The 16,157-nt window shown below is 72.8% G+C and carries 15 protein-coding genes and 1 pseudogene; 3 read left to right on the plus strand and 13 right to left on the minus strand.

Going from position 1 to position 16,157, the window contains the following annotated elements; all coding sequences use genetic code 11:
* Positions 1-20: 20 nt before the first annotated feature.
* Positions 21-824: a transglutaminase domain-containing protein gene (locus ABD437_RS17500; protein ID WP_344649905.1), complete on the plus strand. Its 804-nt coding sequence runs from the start codon at positions 21-23 to the stop codon at positions 822-824.
* A 251-nt stretch (positions 825-1,075) separates the two neighbouring features.
* On the opposite strand, the gene ABD437_RS17505 is transcribed toward ABD437_RS17500, so the two are convergent.
* Positions 1,076-1,798 (minus strand): class I SAM-dependent methyltransferase, encoded by a 723-nt coding sequence (locus ABD437_RS17505; protein ID WP_344649906.1) that lies wholly within the window; start codon positions 1,796-1,798, stop codon positions 1,076-1,078.
* Between the two features lie 57 nt (positions 1,799-1,855).
* Complete coding sequence (locus ABD437_RS17510; RefSeq protein ID WP_425558173.1) at positions 1,856-2,428, minus strand: TetR/AcrR family transcriptional regulator; 573 nt, start codon at positions 2,426-2,428, stop codon at positions 1,856-1,858.
* 34 nt (positions 2,429-2,462) lie between these two features.
* Here ABD437_RS17510 and ABD437_RS17515 point away from each other — a divergent pair, with 34 nt between their 5' ends.
* Together ABD437_RS17515 and ABD437_RS17520 are read left to right on the plus strand one after the other, a co-directional pair.
* On the plus strand, positions 2,463-3,233 hold the full coding sequence (locus ABD437_RS17515; RefSeq protein ID WP_344649908.1) for a class I SAM-dependent methyltransferase: 771 nt from the start codon (positions 2,463-2,465) through the stop codon (positions 3,231-3,233).
* Between the two features lie 27 nt (positions 3,234-3,260).
* A complete protein-coding gene (locus tag ABD437_RS17520; protein ID WP_344649909.1) occupies positions 3,261-4,748 on the plus strand; it encodes an alpha/beta fold hydrolase in 1,488 nt (495 codons plus the stop codon).
* A gap of 1 nt (position 4,749) precedes the next feature.
* On the opposite strand, the gene ABD437_RS17525 is transcribed toward ABD437_RS17520, so the two are convergent.
* From ABD437_RS17525 to ABD437_RS17575, 11 genes and pseudogenes are all read right to left on the minus strand, one after another.
* Positions 4,750-5,733 carry a zinc-binding dehydrogenase gene (locus ABD437_RS17525; protein ID WP_344649910.1) on the minus strand — a complete coding sequence of 328 codons (984 nt, stop codon included), beginning with the start codon at positions 5,731-5,733 and terminating at the stop codon, positions 4,750-4,752.
* A 23-nt stretch (positions 5,734-5,756) separates the two neighbouring features.
* A complete protein-coding gene (locus tag ABD437_RS17530) occupies positions 5,757-6,179 on the minus strand; it encodes a MarR family winged helix-turn-helix transcriptional regulator (RefSeq protein ID WP_344649911.1) in 423 nt (140 codons plus the stop codon).
* A 51-nt stretch (positions 6,180-6,230) separates the two neighbouring features.
* Positions 6,231-6,920, minus strand: coding sequence for an alpha/beta hydrolase (locus ABD437_RS17535; protein ID WP_344650167.1), 690 nt, complete (start codon positions 6,918-6,920; stop codon positions 6,231-6,233).
* A 21-nt stretch (positions 6,921-6,941) separates the two neighbouring features.
* A pseudogene (locus ABD437_RS17540) lies at positions 6,942-8,531 on the minus strand (FAD-dependent oxidoreductase); the annotation flags it as partial.
* Entirely contained in the window at positions 8,524-9,822 is a 1,299-nt protein-coding gene (locus ABD437_RS17545) for an NtaA/DmoA family FMN-dependent monooxygenase (protein ID WP_344649912.1), read from the minus strand. The pseudogene ABD437_RS17540 and the gene ABD437_RS17545, both read right to left, overlap by 8 nt.
* 11 nt (positions 9,823-9,833) lie before the next feature.
* The gene (locus ABD437_RS17550; RefSeq protein WP_344649913.1) at positions 9,834-10,637 is read right to left on the minus strand and encodes an ABC transporter ATP-binding protein; all 804 of its coding nucleotides are present in this window, start codon (positions 10,635-10,637) and stop codon (positions 9,834-9,836) included.
* On the minus strand, positions 10,630-11,439 hold the full coding sequence (locus tag ABD437_RS17555) for an ABC transporter ATP-binding protein (RefSeq protein WP_344649914.1): 810 nt from the start codon (positions 11,437-11,439) through the stop codon (positions 10,630-10,632). Before ABD437_RS17555 ends, ABD437_RS17550 begins: the two co-directional genes overlap by 8 nt.
* Positions 11,436-12,275: an ABC transporter permease gene (locus ABD437_RS17560; RefSeq protein WP_344649915.1), complete on the minus strand. Its 840-nt coding sequence runs from the start codon at positions 12,273-12,275 to the stop codon at positions 11,436-11,438. Before ABD437_RS17560 ends, ABD437_RS17555 begins: the two co-directional genes overlap by 4 nt.
* Positions 12,276-12,277: 2 nt before the next feature.
* Positions 12,278-13,285 (minus strand): ABC transporter permease, encoded by a 1,008-nt coding sequence (locus ABD437_RS17565; RefSeq protein WP_344649916.1) that lies wholly within the window; start codon positions 13,283-13,285, stop codon positions 12,278-12,280.
* Positions 13,282-14,784, minus strand: coding sequence for an ABC transporter substrate-binding protein (locus ABD437_RS17570; RefSeq protein WP_344649917.1), 1,503 nt, complete (start codon positions 14,782-14,784; stop codon positions 13,282-13,284). The genes ABD437_RS17565 and ABD437_RS17570 overlap by 4 nt, the downstream gene beginning before the upstream one ends.
* Positions 14,781-16,115 carry an LLM class flavin-dependent oxidoreductase gene (locus ABD437_RS17575; protein WP_344649918.1) on the minus strand — a complete coding sequence of 445 codons (1,335 nt, stop codon included), beginning with the start codon at positions 16,113-16,115 and terminating at the stop codon, positions 14,781-14,783. Before ABD437_RS17575 ends, ABD437_RS17570 begins: the two co-directional genes overlap by 4 nt.
* Between the last annotated feature and the right edge of the window lie 42 nt (positions 16,116-16,157).

Below are 16,157 nucleotides of genomic sequence, written 5' to 3' on the forward strand. Positions count from 1 at the left end.
CCGGGCGCTACGGTGCGCTCATGATCGACTACGCCACGGGCGGGCCCCTCACCGCGCTGTCGCATCCGGTGGCCGAGCAGCTCCCGCACGCGGTCGCCGATCTCTGCCGCCTCGCGGCCGGCCTGGTGATCCAGCCGGCCGACGCACGCGCCCAGGAACTGCCAGCTTCGCGGTTCGACGAGAACCAGCTGCGTCCGGCGAGCCGCATCGTCGACGCCCTGCTCGCGGTCGACCCGGCCGAGCTCACCGTCGCCCGGCCGCCGGCGCGCCGGGTGGTCGGCACGTGCCGTCACTTCGCCGTGCTCACCTGTGCGCTGCTGCGTCACCGCGGGGTGCCGGCGCGGGCCCGGTGCGGGTTCGCCACCTACTTCCAGCCCGGCCAGGGGCTCGACCACTGGATCACCGAGGTGCGGAACGCGGGCGGCCGCTGGCGTCGCGTCGACTCGGAGGTGCTCGGCGGTGACCTGCCGGTGAACGCCGAGGATCTCGCCGCCGGTGACTTCCTCACCGGCGGGGAGGCGTGGGTGGCCTATCGGGAGGGCCGCATCGACGCCACGACGTTCGGGGTGTACGGCACCGAGAACTGGGGGCCCGCCGAGATCCGGGGCAACGCGGTGCGTGATCTCGCCGCCCTCAACCGGGTCGAGATGCTGCCCTGGGACGAGTGGGGGCGGATGACCGCGTCGTACCAGGGCACGACCGGTGCGGAGTACGACGCGCTGATGGACACCGTGGCGGCCACGTGCGCGGCCGACGATCCCCGCGAGCTCGCCCGCCTCTACGCCTCCGAGGACCTGACCGTGCCGGCCGGACTCGTCCGCTGAGTCGAACGCGTGCCCGCCCGGCACGGTCCGCTGTGGATCGTGCCCTCTATCGAGGATCGGGCGCGGTCGCTATCGTGTCGGCATGAGAACGCGGTCCGTGCTGGTCGTCGCCGTCGTCCTCCTGCTTCTCCTGCTGTACGTCGCCTTCTTCACCGGCCCCGACCGGCTGCACGCGGTGGTCGGCTAGCGCTGCTCAGCTCGTCGTAGCCCCGAGAATGCGGCGTAGCGGTGCCTCGCTGGGTGCGGGACCTCTACCGGGACGGGTCTGGCTTGCGGGCCAGTACCAGGAGGCACCGTGGGCTGCCGGGGCGGTATTCGCCCGCGGCGGTGAGTTCGACCGTCGTCGGCGCGAAGCCGGCGGTGGACAGGTCGGCGGTGACGGCCGACCGGCCACTGGTGCGGTAGTACATGACGAACGGGGGCCGCCACACCGCGTTGCGGACGCGCATCGTCAGGTCGAACCCGCGCGTGAACCAGTACCAGCCCGACGCGACCGGCGGCGGCGCCTCGATCGGGAACGCGAACAGCCCGCCGGGGCGCAACGCCCGGTACACGCCCGCGAACAGCGCGGGCCGGTCGGACGGCAGGAAGTGCCCGAGCGCGCCGAAACTGACCGCGAGGTCGAACGCGTCGGTGAACGGCAGTGCGCGGGCGTCGGCGCGGACCCAGCTCGCGTCCGGGTGCGCGTCCCGGGCCCGCGCGAGCATGCCCGCGCTGAAGTCGACGCCGGTGGCCCGCCCGTCGCACAGCGTCTCCACGACCATGAGCCCGGCGCCGGTGCCGCAGCACACGTCGAGGCCGTCGGTGAACGGGCCGTACCCGGCCAGTACCCCGGCGGTCGCGTCGAGCACGACCGCCGGGGTACGGAACGGGGTGTGGTCGAACTTCGGCGCGAGCAGGTCGTAGCCGCGCTCGACCGACGACAGCGCCTGCACGGTCAGCTCACCCAGCGTCGGACCCTGGCGCGCGAACACCCGCTGATCCTGTCACGCCACGGCGACCGCGAACACGCCCTCCGGGCCGGAAGCACGTCAGGCGCGGACCCCCAGGAGACCGTCGACACCGCGCAGGAACGTCTCGCAGATCAGCGCCGGGTCGAACAGGCAGCCCGCGGCCATCGCACCGTCACGCAGCATCACGAAGTGCTGGGCGGCGAGCTCGGCCGGGGTGCCGGGGATGCGCGCGAACTGGGCGGCGACCGTGTCGAGGAACCACTGCCGGTGCGCGAGCACGACGCGGTGCACCGGGTGGTCGGTGTCGGGGTACTCGGCGACCGCGTTGAGGAACGCGCACCCGCGGAAGCCGGGGGAGCGGATGTCGTCGGCGATGGCCCTGGCCAGCGCGCGGAGCGTGTCGGCGGCCGGGAGGTCCTGCGCGAGCAGCTCGCCGGCCCGGGCCCGGATGGCCTGGTCGGCCTCGGTGAGGTAGGCGACGACGAGGTCTTCCTTGCCCGGGAAGTGCCGGTAGAGCGTGGCCCGGGTGACCTGTGCTTCGCTGATGATGCGGTCGACGCCGACCGAGTGGATGCCCTCGGCGTAGAAGATCCGGGTGGCGGTGGCGAGCAGTCGCGCGCGGGCTTCCGACGTCTTCACCCCCGCGATCATACTAGATAGAACGTTCGGTCTCCAAGGAGGGGTGATGAATCTCGGAATGGTGTTCGACGAGGTGGCCGACGTCTACGACCGGATCCGGCCGGGCTATCCCGACGAGGCGTTCGCCGACCTGGGATCGCTCACCGGCGCGGGTCGCGGTTCGGCCGTGCTCGAGGTGGGCTGCGGCACGGGCCAGGCGACCCGGTCGCTGGCCGCGCTCGGGTACGCGGTCACCGCACTGGAGCCGGGCCCCGGGCTGGCCGCGCTGGCCCGCCGCCGGCTGGCCGGGTACCCCGCGGTCGAGGTCGTGCCGACGACGTTCGAGCGGTGGGACGCCCGGGGCCGGCGGTTCGATCTGCTCGTGGCCGCCTCGTCGTGGCACTGGGTGGATCCCGCGGTCGGCTGGGCGCGGGCGCACGACCTGCTCCGGCCGGGCGGGTGGATGGCGCAGCTCGGCCACGTCGTCGTGCGCCGGCCGGGCGAGCCGGAGATGTACGCCGCCACCGCCGACCTGCACGAGCGGTTCGCGCCCGGCGACCCCGGCTGGGGCCACCCACCGCGTGAGGAGGACGCCCGCGCCGCCGGGGAGACCGCGTGGCCGGTGTTCGGCCCGACGGTCACGCGGTGGTACCCGACCGTCCAGTGGCTCGACGGGGCCGGCCTCGCCGACCTGCTGCGCACGACGTCGCTCTACCGGCGGCTCGCCCCCGACGTGCGCGAGCCGCTGCTCGACGCGATCGCCGAGCGGGTCCGCACCGCACTGGGCGACCGCGTTCCCCGCCGCTACCTGAGCGTGCTGCGCCTCGCACCGCGCTGATGGCGCCCGGACCGTACATTGCGGTGCGTGTCGAAATCGCGCGTCGCCGTCGCCGTTGGTCTCGTCGCGACGGTGCTCGCCGGTGTCCTCTGGGGACCGGAACTCGTGATCCGGCTGGCGATCAGCGGGAGCCACCCGTTCGCACTGGACCGTTTCTACCGCCAGGACGTGACCTGGCACGGATGCCGCGCGGACGCGGACGACACCACCGGCCGCCTGCTCGACGACGCCGACGCCCGCTGCACCCGGATCACCGTGCCGGTGAACTACGACGACCCCGGGGGACGCACGCTCACGCTCGCCGTCGCGCGCCGGCTCGGCACCGACACCGACCACCACCTGGGAACGCTCGTGGTCGCCACCGGCGACCCGGACGGGTCGCGCGACGGTGTCCTGGCGGTACTGCAGGGCCTCGAGCCGGAGCCGGCGCGCGGCTCGCCCGACGTCGCGGCCCGGTACGACCTGGTGGGCGTCGACGCGCGGTTCACCGGTCGCAGCACGCGTCTCGGCTGCGACTGGCCGGGTGGACGCGGCGCGGTGGGGGCCGCTCCGGACCGGCGCGCGTTCGACACCGGCGTCGCCGCCGCGAAGGACCTGGCCGGGCGGTGCGCGCCGGCGACGGACCTGCTGCCGTACGCGTCGACGCGCACGCGCGCCCGTGATCTGGACGTCGTGCGCAGCGCCCTCGCCGTCGAGCGCGTCGCCTACCTCGGCTGGTCGTCCGGCGCGTACCTGGGCGCGGTCTACGCGCAGCTGTTTCCGACGCACGTCCGGCGGGTGGTGCTCGACAGCACCGTGACGTCACCGCCGGCCGGCGGCGCGGGGGACCGGGCCGTGCTGGCCGACTGGGCCCGCTGGGCCGCGGAGCGCGACGCGACCTACCGGCTGGGCGCGTCAAGAGAGGCGGTACTGGCCACCGTGGAGGGGATCCGGCGGCGCGCGGCCGGCCCCGGCATTCCGGTGGCCGGGCGACGCGTCGACGCGTCGACCCTGCCCGGACTGCTGCGCCCCAGTGCCGACACCGAGGCGGCGTACGCGCGGTTCAGCCGGGTGGTGCAGGTGCTCGGCGGGCGGCCGGGCCCGCTCGAGCCGGTTCCGGGCCCGACCGAGGGCGAGGTCGCCACCCGGTGCGCCGACCGGCCGGCGAACCGCGACCCCGAGTCCTACTTCCGCGACATCGAGGCCCACCGGCGCGACGAACCGCTCTTCGGCCCGCTCGCACGCAACGTCACGCCGTGCGCGTTCTGGCCGGTCGAGACGGCCGACCGGACGGCCGAACCCACCAGTGACGTGCCCGCGTTGCTGGTCGGCGCCGACGGTGATCCGGCCGCCCCCGCGGCGGACCGGCGTGCCCTGCACCACGCGTTCCCGCGCTCGGTCCAGGTGACGCTGCGGGGCGCGTACCGCCACCGCGTCTACCTCTACGACGGCGATCCGTGCGTCGACAAGGTCGTCGACGAATACCTGCTCGGCGGAACCCTTCCCCCGGCCGACCGGGACTGCACCCGCGCCTGACTCACGGTAGGAGCACCAGTTTGCCGTCGACCTCGCGGTTCTCGAGGCGGCGGTGCGCGTCGGCGGCCCGGTCGAGCGGCAGGGTGGTGACCTCCGGCCGCAGCACCCCGGCCCGGAGCAGGTCGACGAGCGCGGTGAGGTCGGCCCGGAAGCCCGCCGGGTCGCGGTCGACGGCGCGCTCCACCGTGTGCACGACCACGCGGGCGCCGGGCGTGAGCTTCGCCCGGGCCAGGGCGCCGAACGTACGCGCCAGCGCACCGGCCCGGCCGTACCCGGCGCCGGTCGCGAAGCTGAAGCCGTACGACACGACCACGCCCGACCGTTGGGTGGCGCGTCGCGAACGGGCGAGCGACGGGCCGCCCACCGGGTCGAACGTGGCCGCGACCGGTACCGGCACGGCCGCGGCGTCCGCCACCCAGGTGGCGCCGTTGGCCTCCACCCGGGCCCGGCGGGCCGGGCCGGAGGTGCCGTAGACCTCGACCCCGGCCGCGCGGGCGATCTGGCACAGCGCCGACCCGACACCGCCGGCCGCGCCGAGCACCAGCACGCTCCGGCCCGGGGCCGGCCTGGCGACGCGGTGGAACATCTGCCACGCCGTGAGGTAGTTGAGCACCAGCGCGTCGAGCTGCTCGGCGGGAAGCCCCTCGGGTAACGGCGCGGCGCGGCGCGCGTCCACCACGACGTGGGTGGCGTACCCGCCGACGCCGGCCAGCGCGCCGACACGCCGGCCCACGGCTACGCCGTCGATGCCCTCGACCCCGGCGCCGACCTGCTCGACGTGGCCGACGACGTCGAAGCCCAGCACGTCCGGCCGGCGACCCGGGGTGAGCCCCTCCCGGGTGGAGATGTCGTTGAAGGCCACCCCGGCGGCCTCCACCGCGACGAGGAGCTGTCCGGGGCCGGGCGTGGGCACCGGCATGGGCTCCACCCGGAGCACCTCGGGGCCACCGGTCGCGGTCAGACGGACACGTCTAGGGCTGCTCATGCCTGAGAATATACATGAGTTTCTCAAGCAGTATCGAGCGCCTTGGCCAGCAGCGAGTGCAGGAGCCGCTGGTCCCCGTCGTCGAGGTCGGCGAACGGTGAGCGCTTCGCGACGATCGCGAGCAGGCGCCCGCGGACCGCCCGGCCCTCGGGCGTCAGCACCAGCGTGCGCACGCGGCCGTCGCGGGGGTGCGGGCGCCGCTCGGCCAGCCCGCGTTCCTCCAGCTGCGCGCTGAGCAGCGTGACGTTCGACGGGTCGCAGTGCAGGAGGGCGGCGAGCTGACGCAGCGACTGCGGCTCACCCTCCGGCCGCAGCACCCAGAGCAGGTTCGCGGTCGGTCCGCTGAGCCCCAGCCGCTCGAGGCCCTCCTGCATCCGGCCGGTGACCTGACCGGCCAGGGCCGTCACCTGGTACAGCAACGACGCCGCGACTTCGTCCACCGCCATGGTCGGAGTTTACCGAGGAACACTCGTGGAGTTTCTCCAGCAGAAGGGCCGCTACCAGGCGCTGGACTCGACGGAGACGAACGGCACCAGCGGGTCGGAGTCGCGCAACGCCTCCAGGAAACCGACGATCTCCGCGGCCACCGAGCGGTGCTGGAGGTCGTTGAGGACGTCGTGGTGGCCGTCGCGCACCACCGCGAGCCGGGCCCGGGGCAGTGCCTTCGCGACCCGGGTGAGCGCGGCCCGGTCGGCGTACGGGTCGGCGTCGCCGACGAGCAGCAGGTGGGGGAGGTCCGCGGTGCTCCCGTAGGCGGCGTCGAGCAGTGCGCTGTCGACGGCGGTGCTCAGCGCGCCGGGCGTCGCCTCGGCGGTGAGCACACCGCGGTGGGTGGGACAGTGCGTGCGGGTGTCGAGCTCCTCGTCCCAGCTCTCCGGACCCTGGGTGCCGTAGCCGGGCAGCCCGGCGAGGACGACGGCGTCCGCGGCGGTCCGGCCGTCCGCCACCAGGGCGCCGACGGACGCCGCCCCGGTGTCCGCGCCGATCAGCACGAGCGGGCGCACCAGGTCGGGATCGGCGGCGGCACCGGCGACCTCGTCGACGCCCGACAGCACGCGCACGTGGTAGGCGTCGGCGGCCAGGCGGGCGCCGAGCCGGGCGTAGGTGCGCTGGTTCTCACCCCGGCCGGGGACGACCAGGACGGTGCCGCGGGTGTTCAGGCCCGGCGGGGGGAAGAAGTCGGTCATGCGTGGGCTCCTGTCGAGGATCCGGTCGAGTACCGCGGTGGCGCCGCCGGCGGGCAGCGTGTCGCCGCGCCAGGCGACGTGGTGGTCCGGGCGGACGAGAACGTTGTCGGCGCCGTAGCGGTCGCGTAGTCCGTCCAGGTGGACGACGGTGAAGGGAAGGTCGCCGACGGCGTCGAGGAACGCGTTCTCGACGCCGCGGTCGGGTGAGAGCACGAGCAGGGCGAAGCTGGTGCCGATCCGGTCGTAGAGCGTGCCGCCGTACGGGTCGACGACACCGTCGGGGGCGCGGTGGCCCGGGCGGGGATCGTCCTCGTAGACGTCGGCGCGCCACGGGGCGCCGAGCCCGCCGGAGGGCCACACCACGGGCGACGTGTCGTAGCGCTCGTCGAACGTGACCCCGGCGGTGTCGACGCGGTCGGCAGCGAGCCGCGCGGTGATCTCGGCGCGTCTCCGCTGCGCGGCGGGGCCGAGGTCGGCGTCGTCGGGGACGCCGATCGCGCGGACGTCGGCCAGGGCCAGGCGCGCGCGCCGGGCCCGCTCCAGCGCGAAGTCGGCCACCCGCTGGTTGTGCGGGCGTCGTTCCCGGTCGTAGGAGTCGAGCAGGGAGTCGGGGGCGTGCCCGGCGAGCACCGCGGCGAGCTTCCAACCGAGGTTGACGACGTCGCCGAAGCCCTCGCCGAGGTTGCCGCCCGGCGTGCGGACGTGGGCCGCGTCCCCGGCGAGCAGGACCCGGCCGGAGCGGAACGTGCGGGCGATCCGGGTGGCCTCGTAGAAGGTCGTCGACGACGCGAGCTCCAGGTCGAGGTCGAAGCCGAACGCGGCCCGGGCGGTGTCGAGCAGCTCGTCGTCCGACGGCACGTGGTCCAGCGGGAACGGCCCGGCGTAGACCCGCCACTCGCGCGTGCTCACCGCGGCGAGGAAGCCCGATGCCTTCTGGTTGAACACGATGTTCGTGCCGCTGGGGGCCGGGCCGACGCGGTCGGAGATGTCGCCGGTGCGGACGATGAGGCGGTAGCGCTTCTCGGTCGCGCGCTCGCCGTCGCGGGGGATGCCGGCCAGGCGGCGCACCGAGCTGCTGCCCCCGTCCGCCCCGAGCAGGTAGCGGGCCCGGACGGTCACGCCCGAGACGTCGGCGTCGACGCCCTCCGCGGTCTCCCGGAACGCGGTCAGCTCCCGGCCGCCGGCCACCGGGACACCGCGGAACGCGAGATGTTCCAGGAAGACCTTCTGGAGCGCGGACTGCGGACGGCGCAGAGCCTCTTCGGACGAGAACCGGCCGGCGCGGGTCGGGGTGGGCGCGAGTTCGTGGCCCACCAGCGACGTGACCAGGCGGATCCCGCGGTTCCACTCGGGCGGGAACGTCCACTCGTCGCGGATGCGCTGCAGGACACCCCAGCGCCGGAAGTGCTCGACGACCCGGGGCGTGTGACCCATCGCGCCGGCCCGGATCAGCGTGGCCTCGCGGGCCCGGTCGATCACCGCCACGTCGACGCCCCGCGAGGACAGTTCGATCGCGGCCGCCAGCCCGACCGGCCCGGCGCCGACGATCAGCACGTCGACGTCGTCGGGAAGAGCGTCGGACGGGAACGGAACGACGTGGACGTCACGCATGGCGGTTCGCCGGGATCGGGAGGCCGAGATGGCCGCGGAGGGTTCCGGCCCGGTACTCGGTGCGGAACAGGCCCCGTTTCTGCAGCAGCGGCACGACTCCCTCGACGAAGAGCGTCAGCTCCTCCTCGGTGCGGAACGCGAGGTTGATGCCGTCGAACGTGCCGGCCGCGAACCACCGCTCGATCGTGTCGGTGACGGTCTCCGGCGAGCCGACGAACGGCGACTGCTTGAACGCCGTCGCGCTCTCGACGACCTGGCGCAACGTGAGGTTCTCGCGCCGCGCCCGCTCGATGATCGCCGCCGCCCCGGTGCGCCCGCCGCGCTCGGCGAGGTGCGCGACGTCGGGGAACGGCCCGTCCGGGTCGTACTGACTGAAGTCGTGGGCGCCGAAGCCCCGGCCCAGCAGCGCGAGGTTTGCGGAGAAGTCGTTGTCCTCGGCGAAGATCTCGCGTTCCCGCTCCCGCGCCGCGGCATCGGTGGCCGCCACGATCGGGCTGCCGTGGATGAAGATCTTGAGGTGGTCGGGGTCGCGCCCGGCGGCGGCCGTGCGGCGCTTGACGTCGGTGTAGTACGCGTGGGCCTGCTCGAGAGAGGACCCCGGCGCGTAGATGCCCTCGGCGACCTGCGCGGCGAGGGTACGTCCCTCCTCCGACACCCCGGCCTGGAAGATCACCGGCTGCCCCTGCGGCGACCGCGACAGGTTCAGCGGCCCGTCGACCCGGAAATGCTCGCCGACGTGGTTCAGCGCGTGCAGCTTCGTCGGGTCCAGGAACACGTCCGGCGCCGAGAACGCGTCGTCCTCGTAGGAGTCCCAGAGCCCGCGGACGACCTGCACCGCCTCCAGCGCGCGGCCGTAGCGGGTGGCGTAGTCGAGGTGCTCCTCGAGCCCGTAGTTGCGTGACGTGCCGGTGTCGAAGCTGGTCACGACGTTCCAGCCGGCCCGTCCGCCGCTGATGTGGTCGAGCGAACCGAACCGGCGGGCGAGGTTGAACGGCGAGTTGTACGTCGAGCTGGCGGTGCCGACCAGGCCGATGTGCGACGTGTGCACCGCGACCGCGGACAGCAGGGTCAGCGGTTCGAGCCGGTTCAGGTAGTGCGACGGGTAGGTGCTGTTGATGAACTGGCTGTCGACGATGAACAGCGCGTCGAACAGGGCTTCCTCGGCGAGCTGGGCCTGCCGGATGTAGTACCGGATGTCGATGCTGGCGTTCTTCGCGACCCGGGGGTCTTTCCACAGACCGTGCTGGCCGGGGCCGCCGACGCCGTAGGGATGCAGTGCGAGGTGGATCATCGAAACGCTCCTCAGGCGGAGAGAAGGGCGCGGAGCTCGTCCCGGGCGGCACGGTCGGAGGTGGCGGAGCGCAGCGTCGGCACGGAGCTGACGAGCAGCCGCGTGTAGGCGTGCGCCGGTGCGGTGATCAGCTCGCGCGTCGGGCGGTCCTCGACGAGCTCGCCCCGGTAGATCACCGCCACACGGTCGGCGATCCCGGCCACCGACCCGAGGTCGTGGGAGATGAACAGCAGCGCGGCGTCCAGCTCGCGCAGGATCTCCAGCACCAGGACGCGGTTCGCCGCGTCGAGGGCGCTGACCGGTTCGTCGAGGATGACCAGCGCCGGGTCGGTGATCAGCGCGCGGGCCACCGCCACCCGCTGGCGCTGCCCGCCGGAGATCGCGCCGGGCAGGCGGCCGAGGAGGTCCGGGTCCAGCCGGACGCGGCCCAGCAACTCCTCGGCCCGCGCGACCGCCTCGGCGCGGGCGACCCCCCGCACCAGCAGCGGCTCGATCAGCGAGTCGGCGATCGTCAGGTCCGGATCGAGGCTGCGCAGCGGGTCCTGGAACACGTACTGGACGACGCCCCGGCGCCGGAACGCGCGCCACTGGCGCTTCGAGAACCGGGTGACGTCGGATCCGTCGACCCGGAGCGAACCGGCCGACGCCGGCACCAGGCCGAGCACCGCGCGGGCCAGCGTCGACTTGCCCGACCCGGTCTCACCGATGATGCCGACGGTCTCGCCGGGCTCCACGTCCAGCGTGACGCCGTGCAGCACCCGCTGCCTGCCGTAGGACACGGACAGGTCGGCGACCCGCAGGATCGGCTCAGACATCGACGGCCTCCAGGTACTTGTCCAGGCCGTACTGCTCGTGTTCGGAGATCAGCAGGCGGGTGTACTCGTGCCGCGGTTCGTGCAGCACGTCGGCGGTCTCCCCGCGCTCGACGACCTCGCCGTCGCGCAGCACGAGCACCTCGTCGCAGAGCTGGGCGATCACCGCCAGGTCGTGCGACACGACCAGCAGCGCCAGGCCGGCGCGGGCCCGCAGGTCGGCCAGCAGGTCGAGGATCTCGGCCTGCACGATGACGTCGAGCGCGGTGGTGGCCTCGTCGGCGATGAGCACGGCCGGGTCGGCCGCGATCGCCGCCGCGATCAGCACCCGCTGGAGCATGCCGCCGGACAGCTCGTACGTGTACTGCTCGTAGACCAGCGCCGGGTCGCGCAGGTGCACCGCGGCCAGCAGTTCCACGGCCCGGCGCCGGGCCTCCCGCCGCGAGGCCCGCTTCTTGACCCGGATCACCTCGGCGATCTGCGCGCCGACACGCATCGACGGGTTGAGATAGGACGCCGGGTCCTGGAACACCGCGCTGATCGTCGAGCCGCGCAGCCCGGTCCACTCGGCGTCGGAGAGCCCGGCGATGTCCCGCCCGCCGATCTCGATCGACCCCGCGGAGACGACGAAGTGCTCGGGCAGGATGCCCAGCGCCGCCCGGCACGTCAGGGTCTTCCCGCTGCCGGATTCGCCGACGATGCCGACGACCTTGCCCGGCGTGAGCTCGAACGAGACACCCCGGACGATCTCGCGGTCGCCGACGAGGTCGCGGATGTGCAGGTCACGTACGGCGAGAGCGGTCATCGGGCGGCCACCTTCCGAGCGTCGACGAGGGCTCGCCCGGCCGCGCCGGAGACGTCGCGGATGGCGTCGGCGAGGAGGTTGGACGCCCAGACCGTCACCATGATCAGCAGCGCGGGCGCGAGCGGCGCGAACGGCCGGTAGTGCAGGTAGTTCAGGTCCGAGGCGAGCAGGCCGCCCCAGGTCGGCGCGGGTGGCTGCACTCCGATGCCGAGGAACGTCAGGCTGGAGACGATGATGAAGCCGACGCCGATCGTCTGGGCCAGCGCCACCGCGATCGGCGGGAGCACCTTGGCCCAGACGTGCCGCCGGACGATCCACCCGATCGAGGCGCCGGAGATCCGCGCGGCCTCCACGTACTGCGAGTGCGCGACGGCGAGCGTCGCCGCCCGCGTCACCCGGTAGAACAGCGGGGACACCAGCACGCCGGTGACCAGCATCGCCTGGGTGAGTCCGTTGCCGAGCAGCGCGGTGACCGCGACGGCGAAGACCAGGAACGGCAACGCGACGAGCGTGTCGACCAGCCGCAGCGTCGTCCACTCGAACACCCGCCCGAGCAGCACCGACAGCAGGCCGGGCACCACGCCGACGACGAGCGCCACCAGCGCGACCAGCACCGAGCCGAGGACGCTGTCCCGGGAGCCTTCGAGCAACCGGCTGAACACGTCCCGGCCCAGGTAGTCGGTGCCGAGCCAGTGGTCGCCGGAGAGGGACTGGAGCGGCTTGGCGGTCGGCACGTCCGGGGCGACCCACGGCCCGAGGATCGCCAGCAGGGCCACCACGAGCAGGATGCCGACGGCCAGCCGGCCGGCCCGGAGCGTGAGAATTCGTCGCAGCATGGTCAGACCCCTCGATGCGAGGCCGGCGTGATCTTGCCGAGCACCAGGTTGACGATCAGGTTGAAGCTGACGACCAGCACGATCGAGACGACGAGCACGCCCTGCACCTCGGGGACGTCACCGGCTTGGGCGGCGTCGTTGGCGAAGCGCCCGAAGCCCTGCAGGCCGAAGATCCACTCGGTGACGACCGAGGCGCCGATGATCACCGGGAACTTCAGTCCGAGCACGGCCAGCGCCGGTCCGACGCCGTTGGGCAGGACGTGGCGGAGGAAGATCCGCCGCCGGCCCAGGCCGCGCACGACCGCGCCGGTCACGTAGTTCTCCGCGTACGCGCCGACCAGCCCGGCACGCAGCTGCCGGGCCACGTCGGCGATCGCGTCGAAGCTCAACGCGAGCGCGGGCAGCATCAGGTGCCCGAGCCAGGGGGAGAAGCCGACCTCGAGCGGGATGTACCCGCCGGAGGGGAACCAGCCCAGCCCCACCGCGAAGATCTCGACGAGCAGGATGCCGATCACGAACGGCGGCATGATCGAGAAGACGGTGAGCACGCCGGTGATCGACCGGTCGATCCAGGTTCCGCGGCGCAGTGCGGCCAGCGCGCCGAACGCGAAGCCGAAGACCACGCCGATGAGCATCGCGAGGACGGCCACCGACAGGCTGATCGCGAGACCCTCGGCGATCAGCTGCGAGACGCTCACCCCGTTGGACCAGCTGCGGCCGAGGTCGCCGCGCAGGACGTCGCCGAGCCAGTGCCAGTACTGCACCAGGAACGGCTCGTCGAGGCCCCACTCGTGCTCGATGCGGGCCACGGCCTCCGGGGTGGCGTCCTCACCCAGCTGGGTGTGCGCCGGGCTCAGGCCGCTCAGGGCCCGGAGCGTGAACGTCACGAACGTCGCGACCAGGAACACCGGGACGAAGATCGCGAGCGACCGGGCGACGGTGAGCAGGACGCGGCTGGCGGCCCGCTGCACCCGGATGACCGCGAACCCTGGTTCCAGAGCGATCGTCATCCTATTTTGACCCCGGTCCAGTCGATGTGCCCCGGGTTGGCGGGCAGCGCCGACACCGACTTGCTCTTGGCCAGCAGGTTCGGCGAGGAGTACGTGAACACCAGCGCCTTGCTCTCCAGCCCGGCCCGGGTGGCCGCCTGCAGCACCGAGGCGTAGTCGGCGGCCTCCAGCGGGGTCTGCCTGACCTTCGCGACGGCCGCCTCGAACCCGGCCGGCTGGTACGGCGAGCTCAGGTTGAGCGGACCGTTCGGGCCGAAATGCGCGGTCAGCGTCTGCACGGCCGAGTCACGCCCGGTCGTTCCGTAGAGCGAGAGCGTCAGGTCCTTGGCAAAGAACGGCGTCGCCCAGTTCTTGTCGACCTTGATGTCGACCGTGATGCCGACCGCGGCCAGCTGCGACTGGACGATCTCGGCCTGCGGATCGGCCGAGGGGATCACCAGCGTGAGCTTGATCGGCGGAATGCCCTTGAGGAGCTCCTTGGCCTTCGCCGGGTCGTAGGCGTACTTGTCCGCCGACTGCGGGTCGTACGCGACGTACTTCTTCGGGAACGGCTGGTCGGTGGCCTCGCCGTACCCGAAGCCGAGCTTGTCGACGAACTCCTGCCGGTTGATCGCGTGGCGCACGGCGTCGACGACCTTGGGGTTGGTGAACGGCGCCTTGTTCACGTTGATGCTGATGTTGTTGGCGTTGAAGCCCGGCTGCACGAACACGTCCAGTCCGGCGGCCTTGGCGGCCTCGGCGTTGTTCGGCGTGATGTCGGCGAAGTTGTAGACGCCGGTCTGCAGGCCCGACACCACGGTCGCGGCGTCCGGCGCGGAGACCAGCTCCACGTTCTCGATGTGGATGTTCGCGGCGTCCCAGTAGTCCGGGTTCTTCTTGAGGACGACCTTCGTGCCGGGGGTGAGCTGGGTGACGACGAACGGCCCGGCGCCGACCGGCTTCTGGTCGAGGGCGGTGGGGTCGGCCGCCGGGCTGGCCACCTGGAGCACCCGCTCGCCGAACAGCAGCGGGATCTGGTAGTCGGTCTGCGTCAGCTGCACGACCACGTCGAGGTCACCGCTGGTCGTGACCGACTTGATCGACGTCAGGTCACCGAAGAGCGCGGAGTTCTTCTGCGTCTTGGCCCGTTCGATCGCGGCCTTGACCGCGGCGGCGTTCACCGGGGTGCCGTCGCTGAACGTCAGCTTCGGCCGCAGGTGGAACGTGACCTGGTCGCCGGTGTCGTTGTACGTCCAGCTCTCGGCCAGGTCGGGAACCGCGTTGCCGTTCTCGTCGGTCTTGGTCAGCGACGCGTAGACCAGCGCGAGCTCCCGGAACTGGGCACCGCTGCCGGAGACCACCGGGTCCCAGTGCGTCGGGAAGTAGGACGTGGCCCACCGCAACGTGGACGTGCCGTCGCCGGAGGCGGCGGATCCGTTGCCGGCGCAGGCGGACACGGTGAGGGCCAGTGCGGCTAAGGCGACCGTGAAGCGGCGCACGGAGGTGCTCTTTCTGTTCATGAGAGGGAGGACGCCGGCACGGCGGTGTGACGGTTGGCGGGGATGGGGAGCCCGAGGTTGCCGCGGAGCGTGGTGGCCTCGTAGTCGCTGCGGACGACGCCGCGCTCCCGCAGGATCGGCAGCACCTGGTCGGTGAAGCGGGCGAACTCGGCGGCTGAGTTCACGCTGATGCTGATCCCGTCGAAGCCACCACCCTCGAACCACCGCTGGATCTCGTTCGCCACGGTCAGTGGCGAGCCGACGAACGGGGAGCGGTGGGCGGCCAGCTGGTGCTCGACGACCTGGCGCAGGGTGAGGCCGTGCTCGCGGGCGTGCGCGCTGATCGCCTCGGCCTGCGTGCGGAAGCTGTTCGCCGCGGCCGCGTCCACGTCGGGGAAGGGCGCGTCGAGGTCGTACTGGCCGAAGTCGTGCCACCCGAACGGGCGCCCGAGTTCGGCCAGCGCGCGGTCGAACGACTTGGCGGTCAGTACCGCGGTCTCGCGGGCGCGGGCCTCCTCGTCGGTGTCGGCGACGATCGGGAAGATGCCGGGCATGATCAGCACGTGCTCCGGGTCGCGGCCCTTCGCGGCGGCCCGTTCCCGGAGCTCGGTGCGGAACGCCGCGGCCTGCTCCAGCGTCGCCGCGTGGGTGAAGATCGCGTCGGCGATGCTCGCGCCGAGGTCGCGGCCGTCCTCGGAGTCCCCGGCCTGGAAGATCACCGGCTGACCCTGCGGCGAGCGTTCGAGGTTGAGCGGGCCGACCACCGAGAAGTGCTCCCCGCGGTGGTCGAGCGTGTGCTGCTTCGTGGGGTCGAAGAACACGCCGCGTTCCTTGTCGCGCGGGAACGCGTCGGCCTCGTAGGAGTCCCACAGGCCCTGGGCCACCCGGACGTGTTCGAGCGCGCGGGCGTACCGGGTGGGGTAGTCGAAGTGGGCCTCGCGGCTGTAGTTGCCGGCCGTGCCCGCGTCGCCGGTGGCCACGACGTTCCACCCGGCGCGGCCGCCGCTGATGTGGTCCAGCGAGTACAGGCGCCTGGCGACGTTGAACGGCTCGTTGTACGAGGTCGTGATCGTGCCGACCAGGCCGATGTGGCTCGTGTGCACGGCCACCGCCGAGAGCAGGGTCAGCGGTTCGAGCCGGCTCAGGTAGTGGTTCGGCGAGTCCTTGGTGATGAACTGGCTGTCGACGATGAAGACGAGGTCGAACTTCGCGGCCTCGGCCTCCTGGGCGCGGGCGATGTACCAGCGGATGTCGACGCTGGCGTCGGCGGCGACGTCCGGGTCCAGCCAGGCGTTGTGCTGACCCGGGCCGCCGACTCCGAGGAGGATGGCCCCGAGCTTCAAGGTCTTCATGTCGAGTATCCTGATCAGGTAAGTAGGGAATGTCCAACGACG

Source organism: Cryptosporangium japonicum (assembly GCF_039524755.1).
GTDB classification, from domain to species: Bacteria; Actinomycetota; Actinomycetes; order Mycobacteriales; family Cryptosporangiaceae; genus Cryptosporangium; species Cryptosporangium japonicum.

Coding starts and splice junctions, on each gene's coding strand:
- ABD437_RS17515 (WP_344649908.1), top strand. CDS start 2,463: ATGAATCTCGGAATGGTGTTCGACGAGGTGGCCGACGTCTACGACCGG.
- ABD437_RS17555 (WP_344649914.1), bottom strand. CDS start 11,439: ATGACCGCTCTCGCCGTACGTGACCTGCACATCCGCGACCTCGTCGGC.
- ABD437_RS17530 (WP_344649911.1), bottom strand. CDS start 6,179: ATGGCGGTGGACGAAGTCGCGGCGTCGTTGCTGTACCAGGTGACGGCC.
- ABD437_RS17510 (WP_425558173.1), bottom strand. CDS start 2,428: ATGATCGCGGGGGTGAAGACGTCGGAAGCCCGCGCGCGACTGCTCGCC.
- ABD437_RS17500 (WP_344649905.1), top strand. CDS start 21: ATGATCGACTACGCCACGGGCGGGCCCCTCACCGCGCTGTCGCATCCG.
- ABD437_RS17570 (WP_344649917.1), bottom strand. CDS start 14,784: ATGAACAGAAAGAGCACCTCCGTGCGCCGCTTCACGGTCGCCTTAGCC.
- ABD437_RS17545 (WP_344649912.1), bottom strand. CDS start 9,822: ATGATCCACCTCGCACTGCATCCCTACGGCGTCGGCGGCCCCGGCCAG.
- ABD437_RS17535 (WP_344650167.1), bottom strand. CDS start 6,920: ATGACCGACTTCTTCCCCCCGCCGGGCCTGAACACCCGCGGCACCGTC.
- ABD437_RS17550 (WP_344649913.1), bottom strand. CDS start 10,637: ATGTCTGAGCCGATCCTGCGGGTCGCCGACCTGTCCGTGTCCTACGGC.
- ABD437_RS17525 (WP_344649910.1), bottom strand. CDS start 5,733: ATGAGCAGCCCTAGACGTGTCCGTCTGACCGCGACCGGTGGCCCCGAG.
- ABD437_RS17575 (WP_344649918.1), bottom strand. CDS start 16,115: ATGAAGACCTTGAAGCTCGGGGCCATCCTCCTCGGAGTCGGCGGCCCG.
- ABD437_RS17560 (WP_344649915.1), bottom strand. CDS start 12,275: ATGCTGCGACGAATTCTCACGCTCCGGGCCGGCCGGCTGGCCGTCGGC.
- ABD437_RS17565 (WP_344649916.1), bottom strand. CDS start 13,285: ATGACGATCGCTCTGGAACCAGGGTTCGCGGTCATCCGGGTGCAGCGG.